Annotated in this window: 15 protein-coding genes; 7 read left to right on the top strand and 8 right to left on the bottom strand. The window is 53.7% G+C overall.

Translation table 11 applies throughout. The features are described from left to right. Positions 1–176 precede the first annotated feature (176 nt). Positions 177–371, top strand: coding sequence for a hypothetical protein (locus ACQ66Q_RS06365; RefSeq protein ID WP_430456023.1), 195 nt, complete (start codon positions 177–179; stop codon positions 369–371). Here ACQ66Q_RS06365 and ACQ66Q_RS06370 read toward each other — a convergent pair. From ACQ66Q_RS06370 to ACQ66Q_RS06405, 8 genes are all read right to left on the bottom strand, one after another. Then, complete coding sequence (locus ACQ66Q_RS06370) at positions 365–1372, bottom strand: MotB family protein (protein ID WP_430456024.1); 1008 nt, start codon at positions 1370–1372, stop codon at positions 365–367. The genes ACQ66Q_RS06365 and ACQ66Q_RS06370 overlap by 7 nt on opposite strands. Beyond that, entirely contained in the window at positions 1344–2105 is a 762-nt protein-coding gene (locus ACQ66Q_RS06375; protein WP_430456025.1) for a flagellar motor protein, read from the bottom strand. Before ACQ66Q_RS06375 ends, ACQ66Q_RS06370 begins: the two co-directional genes overlap by 29 nt. Positions 2106–2146: 41 nt before the next feature. Continuing rightward, complete coding sequence (gene rluB / locus ACQ66Q_RS06380; protein ID WP_430456026.1) at positions 2147–3097, bottom strand: 23S rRNA pseudouridine(2605) synthase RluB; 951 nt, start codon at positions 3095–3097, stop codon at positions 2147–2149. After that, positions 3094–3693 carry an SMC-Scp complex subunit ScpB gene (scpB, locus tag ACQ66Q_RS06385; RefSeq protein WP_430456027.1) on the bottom strand — a complete coding sequence of 200 codons (600 nt, stop codon included), beginning with the start codon at positions 3691–3693 and terminating at the stop codon, positions 3094–3096. Before scpB ends, rluB begins: the two co-directional genes overlap by 4 nt. Before the next feature lie 63 nt (positions 3694–3756). Further along, a complete protein-coding gene (locus ACQ66Q_RS06390; RefSeq protein WP_430456028.1) occupies positions 3757–4584 on the bottom strand; it encodes a segregation and condensation protein A in 828 nt (275 codons plus the stop codon). A gap of 11 nt (positions 4585–4595) precedes the next feature. After that, positions 4596–5216 (bottom strand): L-threonylcarbamoyladenylate synthase, encoded by a 621-nt coding sequence (locus ACQ66Q_RS06395; RefSeq protein ID WP_430456029.1) that lies wholly within the window; start codon positions 5214–5216, stop codon positions 4596–4598. Positions 5217–5301: 85 nt separating this feature from the next. Then, positions 5302–6243 (bottom strand): RNase RNM, encoded by a 942-nt coding sequence (rnm, locus tag ACQ66Q_RS06400; protein WP_430456030.1) that lies wholly within the window; start codon positions 6241–6243, stop codon positions 5302–5304. A 113-nt stretch (positions 6244–6356) separates the two neighbouring features. After that, positions 6357–6662, bottom strand: coding sequence for a TraR/DksA family transcriptional regulator (locus ACQ66Q_RS06405; protein WP_430456031.1), 306 nt, complete (start codon positions 6660–6662; stop codon positions 6357–6359). Between the two features lie 585 nt (positions 6663–7247). On the opposite strand from ACQ66Q_RS06405, the gene ACQ66Q_RS06410 reads away from it, so the two are divergent. From ACQ66Q_RS06410 to trpA, 6 genes are read left to right on the top strand one after another with little or no spacing between them, the layout of a single operon-like run. Next, positions 7248–8870 (top strand): anthranilate synthase component 1, encoded by a 1623-nt coding sequence (locus ACQ66Q_RS06410; protein ID WP_430456032.1) that lies wholly within the window; start codon positions 7248–7250, stop codon positions 8868–8870. Then, positions 8867–9460, top strand: coding sequence for an aminodeoxychorismate/anthranilate synthase component II (locus tag ACQ66Q_RS06415; protein ID WP_430456033.1), 594 nt, complete (start codon positions 8867–8869; stop codon positions 9458–9460). Before ACQ66Q_RS06410 ends, ACQ66Q_RS06415 begins: the two co-directional genes overlap by 4 nt. Beyond that, on the top strand, positions 9460–10512 hold the full coding sequence (gene trpD, locus ACQ66Q_RS06420) for an anthranilate phosphoribosyltransferase (RefSeq protein WP_430456034.1): 1053 nt from the start codon (positions 9460–9462) through the stop codon (positions 10510–10512). The genes ACQ66Q_RS06415 and trpD overlap by 1 nt, the downstream gene beginning before the upstream one ends. After that, complete coding sequence (gene trpCF / locus ACQ66Q_RS06425) at positions 10502–11956, top strand: bifunctional indole-3-glycerol-phosphate synthase TrpC/phosphoribosylanthranilate isomerase TrpF (protein ID WP_430456035.1); 1455 nt, start codon at positions 10502–10504, stop codon at positions 11954–11956. Before trpD ends, trpCF begins: the two co-directional genes overlap by 11 nt. After that, positions 11953–13176 carry a tryptophan synthase subunit beta gene (trpB, locus tag ACQ66Q_RS06430; RefSeq protein WP_377247170.1) on the top strand — a complete coding sequence of 408 codons (1224 nt, stop codon included), beginning with the start codon at positions 11953–11955 and terminating at the stop codon, positions 13174–13176. The genes trpCF and trpB overlap by 4 nt, the downstream gene beginning before the upstream one ends. Then, positions 13176–13982, top strand: coding sequence for a tryptophan synthase subunit alpha (trpA, locus tag ACQ66Q_RS06435; protein WP_430456036.1), 807 nt, complete (start codon positions 13176–13178; stop codon positions 13980–13982). The genes trpB and trpA overlap by 1 nt, the downstream gene beginning before the upstream one ends. Positions 13983–14041 lie beyond the last annotated feature (59 nt).

Genomic DNA, 14041 nt, shown 5'->3' on the forward strand with positions numbered 1-14041 from the left:
CAACGTCATCTGCTGGTCACAGTCTGCTTGCATGCTGAGTTTGGGTGAAGCCGCGGCTAAAAAATAAATTATTTGCCAAATGCGCAAGTTAGCTGAATTTGGCACTGGTCGGATCTCACATCTGGAATTAAATGCGTCTAACGTTACAGTTCTGTCAGAAAATCAGGAGGCCACCGATGAATGTGCAAGAGCTCAAGTTAGGAATGGTTTGCCAGAGTAAAAAAGGCGCCGGCGTCGTCAGTTGGATTGATGCGCAAGACAGAGCCGTGTATCTGTCGGATTTACATGACCAAACTAAACACTTCGCCGTCAGCTTTGAAGAACTGCAGGATGAGCCACAAATTCATCAAAGCTCTGATATTTATTATTGACCTTTAGCCACAGTCGTTGGCTGTGCTTCCGCCGGTGGCGTTGTCACCGGCGCTGGCTCAACCGCAGCTTTTCCTGTCGCCGGATTCTCACTGGTAGCAGGAGCGGCAGTACCTGGTTTGACATCTATAGTGCCGCCCTCATCAACAGTGCCTTGCAAAATCGAAATCTCAATCCGGCGATTTTTAGCCCGATTTTCTGCACTGTCGTTTGGAAAACGCGGATGGGTGTCCGCGCGGCCTTGCGCCACAACCCGATGCCCATCAAGCGCATGGTGATGTAACATTTGCTCAACTACAGCCACTGCACGGAGCGCTGACAGCTGCCAGTTGCTGGTGTACAGACCTTCAATATCACTTAAATTGTCATCGGTATGGCCGGTAACAGTAATTTCACCTGGAACATCAGCCAGTACTTTCGCGATATCATTCAACACCGGTTTGAATTGTGGTTGCAGGTTGGCCGAACCAGCCGGAAACAAACCTTTATCGCTGATGCGGATGATGACTTGCTGACCCAGCGCTTCAATCTCTACTCGTTTGTTAGCTAACTGATTGCGTAGTTTACCCAGTAACTCATCCTGATCTTTTTGTTGGCTTAACAATGCGGCAGTTTCGTCTTTGTGCATATCGATCGGCGCGCTGATTTTTGCATTACCAACGTTTAAATCTATCGCTTGTTCCGGGATCAGCGGAGCCTCACTCGGAATCAGCTGCGCCGGCGTCTCTTCTTTGGTTTCGACAGCGACATCTTTTTGTTTATCGAGGATCCCGTTGCCACCTTCCAACACCGGCGAGCCCGAAGGGCGGGAGATCAAACCAACCTGCCCCATCGAATCCATAAAGGCTTTGACCATCGCGTTATATTCAGACTGCTTGGCCATCGCAAACGAATACAACACGACAAACAGCGCGAACAATAACGTCATATAGTCGGCAAAAGACACCAACCAGCGTTCATGGTTCTCTGGCGGTTCAGGCTTCTTGGCTTTCTTTGCCACCATGGCCTCCGACATAACCTTGTAAGCGAGACGCCAGCTGTTGCGGCGAGACGCCATCCGCAATACTGCCAATAGCAACAAGCGTCATCATGTTGTAATGCTTGATTTCGTGTGCGAATAATTTGACACGGTTGCCAAATGGTAAAAACAGCAGGTTGGCGAAAGCTACGCCATAAATGGTCGCGACAAACGCTACCGCAATACCACCACCAAGTTCATCCGGCTTGTCTAACAAACCCATCGCATGGATCAATCCTAAAACGGCGCCGATGATGCCCATTGTCGGTGCATAACCACCCATCGCTTCGAAGAATTTTGCCGTCAGTTCCACATCTTCATATTCAAACTCAATATCGTCTTCGAGCGTCTCAATAATCCGATCTTTATCAAAGCCATCGACCAACATCGACAGACCTTTTTTCAGAAATGGGTCGGTGATTTCATCAATCTTTTCTTCTAGCGCCAGAAAGCCGCCTTTGCGTGCCTGACTGGCCAGATCCTGCAACAACATGCTGCGTTCGAGCAGATCACGTTTCGGCGGCAGAATAAACCAGATAAACCGTTTACCAACACCAGCGACCACAAAAAATGGAAACTGGGTCAGTGCAGCACCAAAAGTCGCACCGACCACAATCAAAAAGGCTGGTAAATTTAATAAGGCACCCGGATGGCCGCCTTCTAAAAGGTTACCGCCGATAATACAGGCCAGTGCAACAAAAATTCCGATAAAACTCATGTATTCTCCTCTATATCAACGGCTCTACAGACAAGTCTTCGTTAGATGCGGGTCCGGCTTTTACCTTTAAACGGGGTTTTTCCGGGCTTTTTATCATCTGTTTTCGGCTTTTCAGCACGCGGTTTTGCCGCAGGTTTTTCGCCTTTTTCCACCAGCTTCTGATTCACCTGATACTTGCGCACCGCACGTTTAATTGACGCCATGCGACGACGGCGCTCATCACGATCTTCGGCTTTGGCCAGCGATTCAGTTTCCAGTGACAGATGTACCAGCTTGCGCAGGTAATTTACATCTTCAAGACCCATCTCGGTGTAACCACCGGCCGGTAAATGCTTCGGCAACAGCAGGTCGCCATAACGGATCCGGATTAAGCGGTTCACCACAGTGCCCTGAGATTCCCACATCCGGCGTACTTCACGGTTGCGGCCTTCTGTCAGCACTACATTAAACCAACGGTTGACCCCTTCGCCACCCATCGCTTTGATTTTTTTGAAATTCGCTTTACCGTCTTCCAGTTCAACACCAATACGCAGACGCTGAATAATGGCATCGTTGACTTCGCCAAACACCCGCACAGAGTATTCACGTTCCACTTCAAATTTCGGGTGCATCAAGCGGTTGGCCAGCTCACCGTCAGTGGTGAACAGTAATAAGCCTGAGGTATTGATATCGAGCCGGCCTATGGCGATCCAGCGGGCGCCGCGGATATTCGGCAGACGGTCAAACACAGTTGGACGTCCATCCGGGTCGGTACGGGTACAAATTTCGCCTTCTGGCTTGTGGTAAGCCACTACGCGGCAGACTTGTTCTTCTTCGGTGGCGATTTTGACCGGATGACCATCGACGCGGACCAGTTGATTAGCATTGATCCGATCCCCCAGATGCGCCACTTTGCCATCCACTGTGACGCGGCCGGTGCTGATCACAGTTTCCATTTCGCGGCGTGATCCGACACCACTGCGTGCCAGGACTTTCTGTAGTTTTTCACTCATGTTTGCGACTCCTCAGTCATCCCGACTGTGTGTTCAGAGATTGAATTAAATAAGGGTCCCAGTGGAACCAGTTCAGGTAATGGCGGCAGCTGATCGAGCCGTTTCACGCCAAAATAATCGAGAAATTCTTTAGTGGTGGCATATAAACCCGGCCGCCCCGGTACTTCTTTGTGCCCGACGACTTTGACCCAACCGCGGTCGAGCAAGGTACGCATGATCTGGCTACTGACCGAGACTCCCCGCACCGCTTCAATTTCGCCGCGCGTAATGGGCTGACGGTAGGCAATCAATGCCAGCGTTTCTAACACAGCTCTGGAATATCGCGGTGAACGCTCCGGCCACAGCCTGGCCAGATAAGGACTCCACTCGGACTTGGTCTGGAACTGCCAGCCACTGGCAGTTTCAACCAGGCCAATACCACGGCCCTGATAATCCTGCTCCAGTCGGGTTAACGCCGCCTGTAACCGCTTTTTACTGAGCTGAAAATCAGCCAACACGGTTTCCAGTAATTCAGTCTGGCTCAGCGGTTTCTCGCTGGCAAATAAACAGGCTTCTAACAGCTGAACCAGCTGATCATCCTGAATTTTTGTTGCCATCGGTGACCCTCTTCTTCAGTGCGTCGCCCGTCGCCTGTCAAGGCGCCGAAAAACGGCCGAGCATTATGCCAATTTCAGGTGGATCTGACCATAAGATTCGACCTGCGTCAGGGTGATCAATTTCTCTTTCACCAGCTCCAGCACTGCCAAAAAGGTCACGACGACGCCCTGCCGGCCTTCCTGCAATGCAAAACACTGACCAAATGCCAACACCGGCTGCTGACGCAGCAATTCGAGGATGCGGCTCATCCGTTCCCGCGTCGACAATTGTTCTTTTTGGACCTGGTGATGCTGAAAATCCTTGGTGCGCTTGAACACGTCTTGTAACGCCAGCACCAGCTCGGCCAGACTGACGTCCGGCTCGATGACAAAAGGTGCGAAATTATCAGCCAGCGCAGCATGAGTGGGGAAAAAATCCCGTTGCTGCCGCGGCACTGCATCAAGCTGCGTGGCCGCCAGCTTAAACTGTTCATATTCTTGCAGCCGGCGCACTAATTCTGCGCGCGGGTCCAGCTCTTCCGTCTGCTCAGCTTCGCGCTTGGGTAACAATAAGCGCGATTTAATTTCCGCCAGCATCGCCGCCATCACCAGATACTCGGCGGCCAGTTCGAAATTCAGCTCCTGCATCAGGTTGATATATTCCATGTACTGCAGCGTGATTTCATTGACCGGCAAATCGACGATATCAAACTTATGGCGGCGAATGAGATATAGCAAAAAGTCCAGCGGGCCTTCAAAAGCTTCCAGCAACACTTCCAGCGCGTCCGGCGGAATAAATAAGTCTTCCGGCCGCTCCAGCACCGCTTCGCCACGGACAAATGCCAGCGGCAGCACTTGTTGTACCGTCAACGGACTTAGTGATTCTGCTTCGGCTTCAGTTATTGCAGGCATAGACGGTGCTGTTATAAAAACGGCTGCACGGCACCGGCGCCTTCACGCACCACCACCGGGTTGTCATCAGACAAATCGATCACAGTCGTCGGATTACCGGCCAGAATGCCGCCATGCAAAATGAGATCGACCTGACGTTCGAGCTGGTCGCGCATCTCTTCCGGATCAGATTCAGTAAATTCGCGTCCCGGTAAAATCAGTGAGCTCGACATCAAAGGTTCGCCAAGCTCGGCCAATAACGCCAGCGCGATTTTATGATCTGGGATGCGCAGACCCACGGTTTTTTTCTTCTCGTTCAGCAAGCGCCGCGGCACTTCTTTAGTGCCGCGCAGGATGAAGGTATAAGCGCCTGGCGTGTTGTTTTTGATCAGGCGGAACGCGGTATTTTCAACTTTGGCGTAGATAGATAATTCGCTAAGGTCGCGGCACATAATGGTGAAATGGTGCTCGCCACTGATATGACGGATTTGCAGAATGCGTTCCAGCGCGTTTTTATCGCCAAGCTGACAGCCTAGCGCATAACCGCTGTCCGTCGGATATATCACCACCCCACCTTGTTTGATGATGTGGACGGCTTGTTTCATCAGCCGGCTTTGCGGCGTTTCCGGATGAACGTAGAAAAACTGGCTCATGCCTGAATCCTTATTGCCTGCGGCAAATCTTGAAAATGAATGGAGATCAGCAGCTTAAATCGAAAGTGTCGCGTTATGCTACAGCTTAGCTGCAAAGCGCCGGCTTGTCAGAGCTTTCGGCCTGTTCAGTTTCAGCTGCAAGTTCAGATTGCGCTTCGGGCAGTGGCTCTGGCTGCGGCTCTGGCTGCGGAAAAAGCGCCGGAAATTGTTGCCAGACCGTGCGGATATCATCGGTCAGATACAAACCACGGCCCAGATCGCTCCAATCAGTAGCTTGATGGAAATCCGAACCTTGTGAGGCGACCAGACCAAATTGCTGGCACAAAGCCCAGACATCACGCTTTTGTACCGGTGTCAGCTGGCAACTTGCCACTTCGGCAGCATCACCGCCCGCAGCAGCAAATTCCCGCATCAGCTTGGTCAGCCATTTGCCGTTGAGGTTATAACGCAGTGGATGCGCCAGCACCGCGATGCCACCCGCGTCGTGGATCCATTGCACGGCTTCAGCCAAGCTCACCCAATTATTTGGCACATAACCGGCTTTGCCGCGCGCCAGATAATGTTTAAACACACCGGCCATCGAAGTCGCTTTGCCAATTTCCATCAGATGACGGGCAAAGTGGGTTCGCGTGACGGCACCGCCGTTGGCTAATGCCAGCACCGCATCATAACAATCTGGCACATTGTGTTTGGTCAGGCGCCGCGCCATTTCACGGGCGCGTTCCAGCCGGCGCTCTTGCTGACTGGCCAGCCGCTGTTGCAGGCCGTCGTTGTGGGGGTCGATCGCGAGGCCAACAATATGGATCTCAAATTCGTACCAGCTGGTGGAGATCTCCACGCCATCCACCAGCCGGATCGGTAAGCCGGCAGCAGCGATGGCGGCACGGGCAGGCGCCAGACCTAATAAAGTATCGTGATCGGTGATCGCCAGCACATCGACTTTGCGCTCGACAGCTCTTGCCAATAAATCGGCAGGACTGAGCATACCGTCGGAATAAAAAGTGTGACTGTGCAGATCAAATTTCATGAAAGACTCAATTGACGTGAAGAGCGCGCCGGAACACGGGCGCTGATCCGTCAATTGTGCCACAGAAGCGCTGCTGCGGCTATCGGCAGCGCCTGAAGGGACAGAGTTTACACTCAAGCGCAGTGCTGGCAGCGCAAGGCAAATGGCAGTAGTTTCAGCCGCGCCGGCGCAATGGCTTCACCACATTGCTCACATAAACCGTAGTCACCACGCTGCTGGCGCTCCAGTGCAAGATGCAGTTGCAACAGTTCCCGCTGTAGTTGTTGCTCCAGCTGCTGCAGCACTTCATCATTTTCACGTTGCTGTGCCTGTTCGGCGCTATCTGCATCATGACCTTGACGCAAATCACGTTGCACAGCGCTCAGGCGTTGTTGCAGTTGTTGTTGCAAATCCAGTAACTGTTGGCGTTGTTCGGACATTGGCGGAACTCCCTGACGTTTATCTTTCAAGTAGCGCTGTATAGTAGTGCTGTGAACTAGCGCTGTGATGTTGATTTCACTGTACGCGCTCCACAAAAAAGCATGTTGATCCAGCGCAACAGTAGGCCCAGTAAACACAGCGCTTTAGACATCCGGACGCCTTTACGGATTTATTTTTAGTTTTCTGCCGATTTTTGCTTGACGCCATCCCTGCATTTGCGGTTTTATGTGGGCCTGACCGATATCCGGTCGCAATATTCGAGGACTACACCATGGCCGTTCTACAAACTCTCAGCGCAGCTTCGCTGATCACTTGGTGGTGGCATACTCCTTAACGGGCGTGTGTTGGCGGTGTATTCCGAAAAACCAAAGGCCCGTTCTCACAACGGGCCTTTGTCATATCTGGCGAGACAAATTTTTTTAAGCGTGGAGTTACCAATGAGCACAACAGCACTGATTTCCTGGCGATGGTGGCAATTTTCAAAGGGCAATTGTGGCCCGGCTTTGGACTATTGTCGTTTTAATTAAGGTCAGCTGACCGCCCGCACTGGCAACGTAGCTCAGCGGGTATACAGGAACTTCCGGATGATTTTCAGTCATATCACACAGACACCGGGCGAAGTCGCATCTATTGCTACCGCCATCCCCTACCAGAGCGACGCGCTCGGCTGCTATCAGCAGTTAAGCCGGCTCAGCCCCTACAGTTTATTGCTCGAATCGGCCGAAATTGACAGCAAAGACAATCTGAAAACGCTGTTATTGCTGGACGCAGCGCTGCGCATTGAATGCCAGGATTTAACCGTCCAGGTCGACGCCGTTTCTGACAATGGCCTGCCGCTGCTGGATTTTCTCGCCGCCAAGTTAGACCAAATCGCCCGCGTAAGCCGCAGCGCACGCCAGCTCAGCGTGCAGTTCAGCCGGCCAGACCCACTGTGCGATGAAGCCAGCCGCTTATTGGCTCCTACACCGTTATCGGTGCTGCGCGCGCTGCAGCAAGGCTTGTGCAGCCACAGCGACGAACCTTTCGCGGTATTTTTAGGTGGCGTCATCGGCTACGACTATGTCGCCAGTGCCGAGCTGCTGCCAGAGGTGCCGGTCGGCAACAATGCCTGCCCGGATTTTGTGTTTTATCTGGCTGAAACGCTGCTCGTGCTGGACCACCAACGCCAGCAAGCCCGTCTGGTTGGCAATGTGTTTTGTGGCGAACAAGCGATGCAAAGCTGTTTTGGCATTGGTAAACGCCTGGAGCAACTGAACCGCGCCTTACAGGGCGCCTGTGTGTTTGACCCAGCACTGGAAAGCCGTTCCGCGGTGAGCTCCGCCGATTTACAAGTCGATATCAGCGATGCGGCATTTACCGCGCAAGTTGAACAGCTGAAACACAATATCGTCGCCGGCGACGTGTTTCAGGTAGTGCCAAGCCGCTGTTTTTCACTGCCCTGCCCATCACCGCTGGCCGCTTATGCCCGGTTAAAGCAACAAAACCCCAGTCCTTATATGTTTTACCTGCAGGATCCGGCATTTGTGTTGTTCGGTGCCTCACCGGAATCGGCGCTGAAATTCGCTGCCGCTAACCGGCAGGTCGAGATCTACCCAATCGCCGGCACCCGCAAACGTGGTTTTAATGCGCAAGGCCAGCTGGACCGAGACCTCGACAGCCGGATCGAACTGGAACTCAGACAGGACGAAAAAGAAAAAGCCGAACACCTGATGCTGGTGGACTTAGCCCGTAATGACGTGGCGCGAATCAGCGTTCCGGGTAGCCGTTATGTAAAAGAGCTGCTCAAAGTCGACCGCTATTCTTATGTGATGCATTTAGTCTCTCGCGTCGTCGGCACATTAAAAGCCGAATTAGATGCGCTGCATGCCTATCAAGCCTGCATGAATATGGGCACGCTGGTTGGTGCCCCCAAAGTGCGGGCGGCCGAACTGATTCGCCAGGTCGAAGGCAAAAAACGCGGCAGTTATGGCGGCGCGGTCGGTTATTTATCCGGCAACGGCGATTTTGACAGCTGCATCGTGATCCGCAGTGCTTATGTGCAAAACGGCACCGCTTATGTGCAGGCCGGCGCTGGCGTGGTGTTCGACAGCGTGGCGCAGGCTGAAACCGAAGAGACCCGCAGCAAAGCGCAGGCGGTATTAAGTGCCATTCTGGCGGCGCATGCAACCGACAGTGTGAAAGCAACAAGCACTGGAGGTGCCGTATGAGCCTGGTGTATTTGCTGGATAATAAAGACTCTTTTACCTACAACCTGGTCGACGAACTGGCGCAGCTTGGCTGCCGCCTGAAGCTGTACCGTAACACAGTGCCGGCGGCTTATATCTTCGACAAGATGTGTTTGGAAACTGAACCTGTGGTGTTGTTGTTATCACCAGGCCCTGGCGCCCCTAAAGATGCCGGCTCGATGCCGGAACTGATTCGCCTCTGTGCCGGCCGTTTTCCGATGCTCGGTATCTGCCTCGGCCATCAGGCGTTAGTAGAACATTATGGCGGCGTGGTCGGCCGTGCCGGTGAAACCGTGCATGGCAAAACCTCACTGATTGAGCTTGCCGACCATCTGCTCTTTGCCGGCCTGCCGCGGCCTTTTGCTGTGGCGCGTTATCACTCGTTGATGGCAACCGAAGTACCAGCCTCTTTACGGGTGATTGCCAACTACCAGCATATTCCGATGGCTGTGCTACATGCAGAGCATAAAGCACTAGGTTATCAGTTCCATCCGGAATCGATTCTGACCACTCAGGGTAAACCGCTGTTGGCGCAGAGCCTGGCGTATCTGACGCAAACGGAGGCCGAGTGATGAATGTTACAGTGAACCAGGATTTGACGCCGCGCGAGCTGGAGATCACCACTGTTAGCCAGTTGCTGAACCGTGGATCGCTCAGTGAAGCGCAAAGCGAAACGTTTTTTGCCGCCGTGGCGCGCGGCGAGATTGACCCTATTGTGTTGGCATCCGTGTTAACAGCACTGAAACTCAACGGCGAAACCGCGGCAGAAATCGCCGGTGCTGCCAAAGCCTTTCGCGCGGCCGCCACGCCATTACCAGCCACTGACCTTGCCGTCATCGATTGCTGCGGCACCGGCGGTGATGGCAGCAATACCATCAACATTTCTACCACTGCAGCCATTGTCGCCGCAGCGATGGGACTGAAAGTGGCCAAACATGGTAACCGCAGCGTGTCGTCGCAAAGTGGCTCTGCTGACTTGCTGGAACAGCTCGGCATTGCCATTCAGATGACTCCGCAGCTAGCCGCGCAGACACTGGCAACAGCAGGCGTCAGTTTTTTATTTGCGCCGGTCTATCACAGTGGCATCCGCCATGCGATGACGGTGCGTAGTGCCCTAAAAAGTCGGACTTTGTTTAATTTGCTTGGGCCTTTATTAAACCCTGCAGCGCCGAAATTTCAGCTGCTGGGCGTGTATGACAAAGCGTTATGCCCGGTGTTGGCGCAGGCGCTGCTGCAACTGGGCGTTGAACGCGCCTGGGTGGTGCACGGCGAAGGCTGTGATGAAATTGCGCTGCATGGCGTCACCGATGTCTGTGAAGTCCGCGACGGCCAGATCCACCAGTTCCGCTTAACCGCCGCCGATTTTGGTCTCTCGCCGGTGCCACTGGAAGCACTGCGGGGCGGCAAACCGGCCGAAAACGCCGACGCTACCCGCAATATTCTCGCCGGCAAAGCACCACAAGCACATCGGGATGCCATCGCGGCCAATGTCGCCGCCATGCTGAAGATCTGTGGCCAGGGCGAAGATTTGGCCACCAATACCCAAGCCGTACTTGACCTGCTCGCGACCGATCAGGCGATGACCACCTTACAGCAGTTCCGGGAGGCCAGTCATGGCAACTAATCCGACACCAATCACCAATTCAGTAACAGCTTCGGCAACGGCTTCCACAGCCAAGCCGAATATTCTGCAAACCATCATTGCGCATAAAACGCTGGAAGTGGCTGAAGACAAAATCGTGCTGCCGCTCGATAGTTTTATCGCCAATGTAGTACCGACCAACCGCAACTTCCTTAAAGCGCTGACTGCGCCTGGTGCGCGTTTTATTCTGGAATGTAAAAAGGCTTCGCCGTCCAAGGGGCTCATTCGCACCAATTTTGATTTAAAAGAAATTGCCGGCGTCTATGGCAAATATGCCGACTGCATTTCAGTGCTGACCGACAAAAAGTTCTTTCAGGGCAGTTATGACTATCTGCGCACGATGCGTGATCTGGTCGACCAACCGTTGCTGCACAAAGATTTTATCATCGACGAGTATCAGATTTACCGCGGCCGCGCCTGTGGCGCCGATGCCGTGCTGCTGATGTTGTCGGTGCTGGACGATACGCAGTATCAACAACTGGCGGCGCTGGCGCACAAGCTGAACATGACAGTGCTGACCGAAGTCAGTAACGAAGACGAAACACTGCGCGCAGTGGCACTGAAAGCTGAACTGATTGGCATTAATAACCGTAACTTACGCACACTGGAAACGGATTTAAATACCAGTTTCCGGCTAGCGCGACTGGTGCCGCCATCGACCCCACTGGTCAGCGAATCCGGCATTTATTTTAACCATCAGGTGCGTCAGCTCGGTAAAGTGGCCACCGCCTTTTTAGTCGGCAGTTCGCTAATGGCCGAACCGGACTTAGATCGAGCCGTGCATGCACTGACCCGCGGTGAACACAAAGTCTGTGGCCTGACGACGCCAGAACAGGCACAACAGGTCGCCGCGGCTGGAGCTTTGTACGGCGGGCTGATTTTTTACCCGCCGTCACCGCGCTTTGTCACGCAGCAACAGGCTAAAACAATTCGCGACAGCGCGTCGCTGCGATTTGTCGGTGTTTTCGTTAATGAAGCACCGGCCCAGGTGGCATTGGTTGCCCGTGAACTGCAGCTAGCCGCTGTGCAGCTGCACGGCGATGAAGATGAAAGTTATATCGCCGGTTTAAAAACCTTATTGCCCAAAGGCTGTGAGATTTGGAAAGCCTATCGGGTGAAAGACACTCTGCCGCAATTTAGCCATAGCGCAGACCGGATTTTACTGGATGCTTACCAGCCGGGGATCCCGGGCGGCACTGGTTTGTCGTTTGACTGGAACCTGCTTGGCGAGCGTATTTTACATAAACCCGTCATGCTGGCCGGGGGGCTCAATCCCGACAACGTCCAGCATGCGTTAAGAACGGCCGCCAGCGGTCTTGATATGAATTCCGGTTTGGAATCGGCGCCTGGCGTCAAAGATCCGGCCAAAATTCTCACAGCATTTCAACGTATCAGAGCTTTCAGTTTCGGAGAAACCCAGTTATGACAGCACCCAAGCTTAATCCTTATTTCGGTGACTACGGTGGCATGTTTGTGCCTGAGTTGCTGGTTCCGGCCCTGCTGCAACTCGAGCAGGCCTTTATTGATGCGCAGCAAGACCCGGCTTTTCTCGCCGAGTTCCAGCAGCTGCTGAACGAGTACGCCGGCCGGCCGACGCCGCTGACACTGACCCGCAATATTTCGCCAAATCCGCTGGTGAAAATCTATTTAAAACGTGAAGACTTGCTGCACGGCGGCGCGCACAAAACCAATCAGGTGCTGGGGCAAGCATTACTCGCCAAACGCATGGGCAAAAAAGACATTATTGCGGAAACCGGCGCCGGTCAGCATGGTGTTGCCACTGCCTTAGCCTGTGCGCTGTTGGGTCTTAACTGCAAAATATACATGGGTGCCAAAGACATTGAGCGCCAGCAACCGAACGTGTTCCGGATGAAACTGATGGGCGCGACGGTTATTCCAGTGACCGCTGGTTCCGGCACTTTAAAAGATGCGGTCAATGAAGCGATGCGCGACTGGTCCGCCAGCTACGCCACCAGCCATTATCTGCTCGGCACTGCGGCCGGCCCGCATCCGTTCCCGACTATCGTGCGCGAATTCCAGAAAATGATTGGCGAAGAAGCCAAACAACAAATTCTGCAGGCTGAAGGCAAACTGCCGGACGCGGTGCTGGCTTGTGTCGGCGGCGGCTCGAATGCCATCGGTATGTTCGCTGATTTTATTCCGGAAACCGGTGTGCGGCTGATTGGTGTTGAACCAGGCGGCATGGGTATCAACACCCATCAGCACGGTGCAGCACTGTCCACCGGCAGTTTCGGTATTTTGCACGGAGCCTTCACCGCCATTATGCAAACGGCGGATGGTCAGATTGAAGAATCCTATTCAATTTCCGCCGGTCTCGATTATCCGGCGGTCGGCCCGCAGCATACTTATTTATCGTCGATTGGCCGCGCCGAATATGTCGCCATCAACGATGACGAGGCGTTAGAAGCCTTCCAGTTACTGGCCAAATCTGAAGGCATTATTCCGGCGCTGGAAAGCTCACATGCATTAGCGCACGCGTTAAAAATGGCCAAAGCCGCGACTGAACCTATGGTGCTGCTGGTGAACTTATCCGGCCGCGGCGACAAAGATTTAGGCCATGTCATGTCAGTGCTGGCCGCACAGCAGCAAACCAAGAATGAAGCGAATACAGGGAGTGCCCACTGATGCAACGTTATGACCAGATGTTCAGCCGCTTAAAAGCGGCTAATCAGGGTGCTTTTGTGCCATTTGTGACCTTAGGCGATCCGACTGCTGAGTTGTCGTTTGACATCATCAAAACGCTCGTCGACAACGGCGCAGACGCATTAGAGCTCGGCATTCCATTCTCCGATCCTATCGCCGACGGCCCAACCATTCAGGGCGCCAATATCCGCGCCTTGGCTGCTGGCGTGACGCCAGCTGATGCTTTTGCCATTATCGCTAAAGTGCGCGCTTATGCGCCGGACCTGCCGATTGGCTTATTGCTGTATTCGAACTTAGTGATGGCGCGCGGCATCAGCCATTTCTATCAGCAGGCCAAAGCGGCTGGCGTCGACTCGGTACTGATCGCCGATGTGCCTTTAATTGAAAGCCTGCGCTTTCGCCAGGCGGCGCTGGCAGAAGACATCGCACCGATTTTTATCGCGACGCCCAACGCCACCGATAAAACCTTGCAGGAATTGGCCAGCTATGGCCGCGGTTACACCTACCTGTTATCGCGCGCCGGCGTGACCGGCACCGAAACGGTGGCCGCAATGCCAGCCGATGCGATGCTGAGCAAGCTGAAAAGTTATGGCGCAGCACCCGCCCTGCTGGGCTTTGGTATCTCCAAACCAGAACATGTTAAAGCCGCGCTCGATTCAGGCGCTGCCGGTGCTATTTCCGGTTCAGCCATTGTCCAGCTGATTGAAAAAAATCTGGCGGCACCGGCGACGTTGCTGCAGGAACTGGGTGATTTTGTCCGTGGCATGAAAGCGGCAACGCAGCGCTGAAATTCATTGTGAAATGTGGTCTGCTGTGCCTGGTGGTCCAAGCCATAGCACAGCAGACC

It is taken from the genome of Rheinheimera sp. (assembly GCF_965283995.1).
Taxonomy (GTDB): domain Bacteria; phylum Pseudomonadota; class Gammaproteobacteria; order Enterobacterales; family Alteromonadaceae; genus Pararheinheimera.

What these genes read in the sequence shown, in the direction of transcription:
- ACQ66Q_RS06365 (WP_430456023.1), top strand. Translation starts at nt 177, where the DNA reads ATGAATGTGCAAGAGCTCAAGTTAGGAATGGTTTGCCAGAGTAAAAAA.
- ACQ66Q_RS06370 (WP_430456024.1), bottom strand. Translation starts at nt 1,372, where the DNA reads ATGGTGGCAAAGAAAGCCAAGAAGCCTGAACCGCCAGAGAACCATGAA.
- ACQ66Q_RS06375 (WP_430456025.1), bottom strand. Translation starts at nt 2,105, where the DNA reads ATGAGTTTTATCGGAATTTTTGTTGCACTGGCCTGTATTATCGGCGGT.
- rluB (WP_430456026.1), bottom strand. Translation starts at nt 3,097, where the DNA reads ATGAGTGAAAAACTACAGAAAGTCCTGGCACGCAGTGGTGTCGGATCA.
- scpB (WP_430456027.1), bottom strand. Translation starts at nt 3,693, where the DNA reads ATGGCAACAAAAATTCAGGATGATCAGCTGGTTCAGCTGTTAGAAGCC.
- ACQ66Q_RS06390 (WP_430456028.1), bottom strand. Translation starts at nt 4,584, where the DNA reads ATGCCTGCAATAACTGAAGCCGAAGCAGAATCACTAAGTCCGTTGACG.
- ACQ66Q_RS06395 (WP_430456029.1), bottom strand. Translation starts at nt 5,216, where the DNA reads ATGAGCCAGTTTTTCTACGTTCATCCGGAAACGCCGCAAAGCCGGCTG.
- rnm (WP_430456030.1), bottom strand. Translation starts at nt 6,243, where the DNA reads ATGAAATTTGATCTGCACAGTCACACTTTTTATTCCGACGGTATGCTC.
- ACQ66Q_RS06405 (WP_430456031.1), bottom strand. Translation starts at nt 6,662, where the DNA reads ATGTCCGAACAACGCCAACAGTTACTGGATTTGCAACAACAACTGCAA.
- ACQ66Q_RS06410 (WP_430456032.1), top strand. Translation starts at nt 7,248, where the DNA reads ATGATTTTCAGTCATATCACACAGACACCGGGCGAAGTCGCATCTATT.
- ACQ66Q_RS06415 (WP_430456033.1), top strand. Translation starts at nt 8,867, where the DNA reads ATGAGCCTGGTGTATTTGCTGGATAATAAAGACTCTTTTACCTACAAC.
- trpD (WP_430456034.1), top strand. Translation starts at nt 9,460, where the DNA reads ATGAATGTTACAGTGAACCAGGATTTGACGCCGCGCGAGCTGGAGATC.
- trpCF (WP_430456035.1), top strand. Translation starts at nt 10,502, where the DNA reads ATGGCAACTAATCCGACACCAATCACCAATTCAGTAACAGCTTCGGCA.
- trpB (WP_377247170.1), top strand. Translation starts at nt 11,953, where the DNA reads ATGACAGCACCCAAGCTTAATCCTTATTTCGGTGACTACGGTGGCATG.
- trpA (WP_430456036.1), top strand. Translation starts at nt 13,176, where the DNA reads ATGCAACGTTATGACCAGATGTTCAGCCGCTTAAAAGCGGCTAATCAG.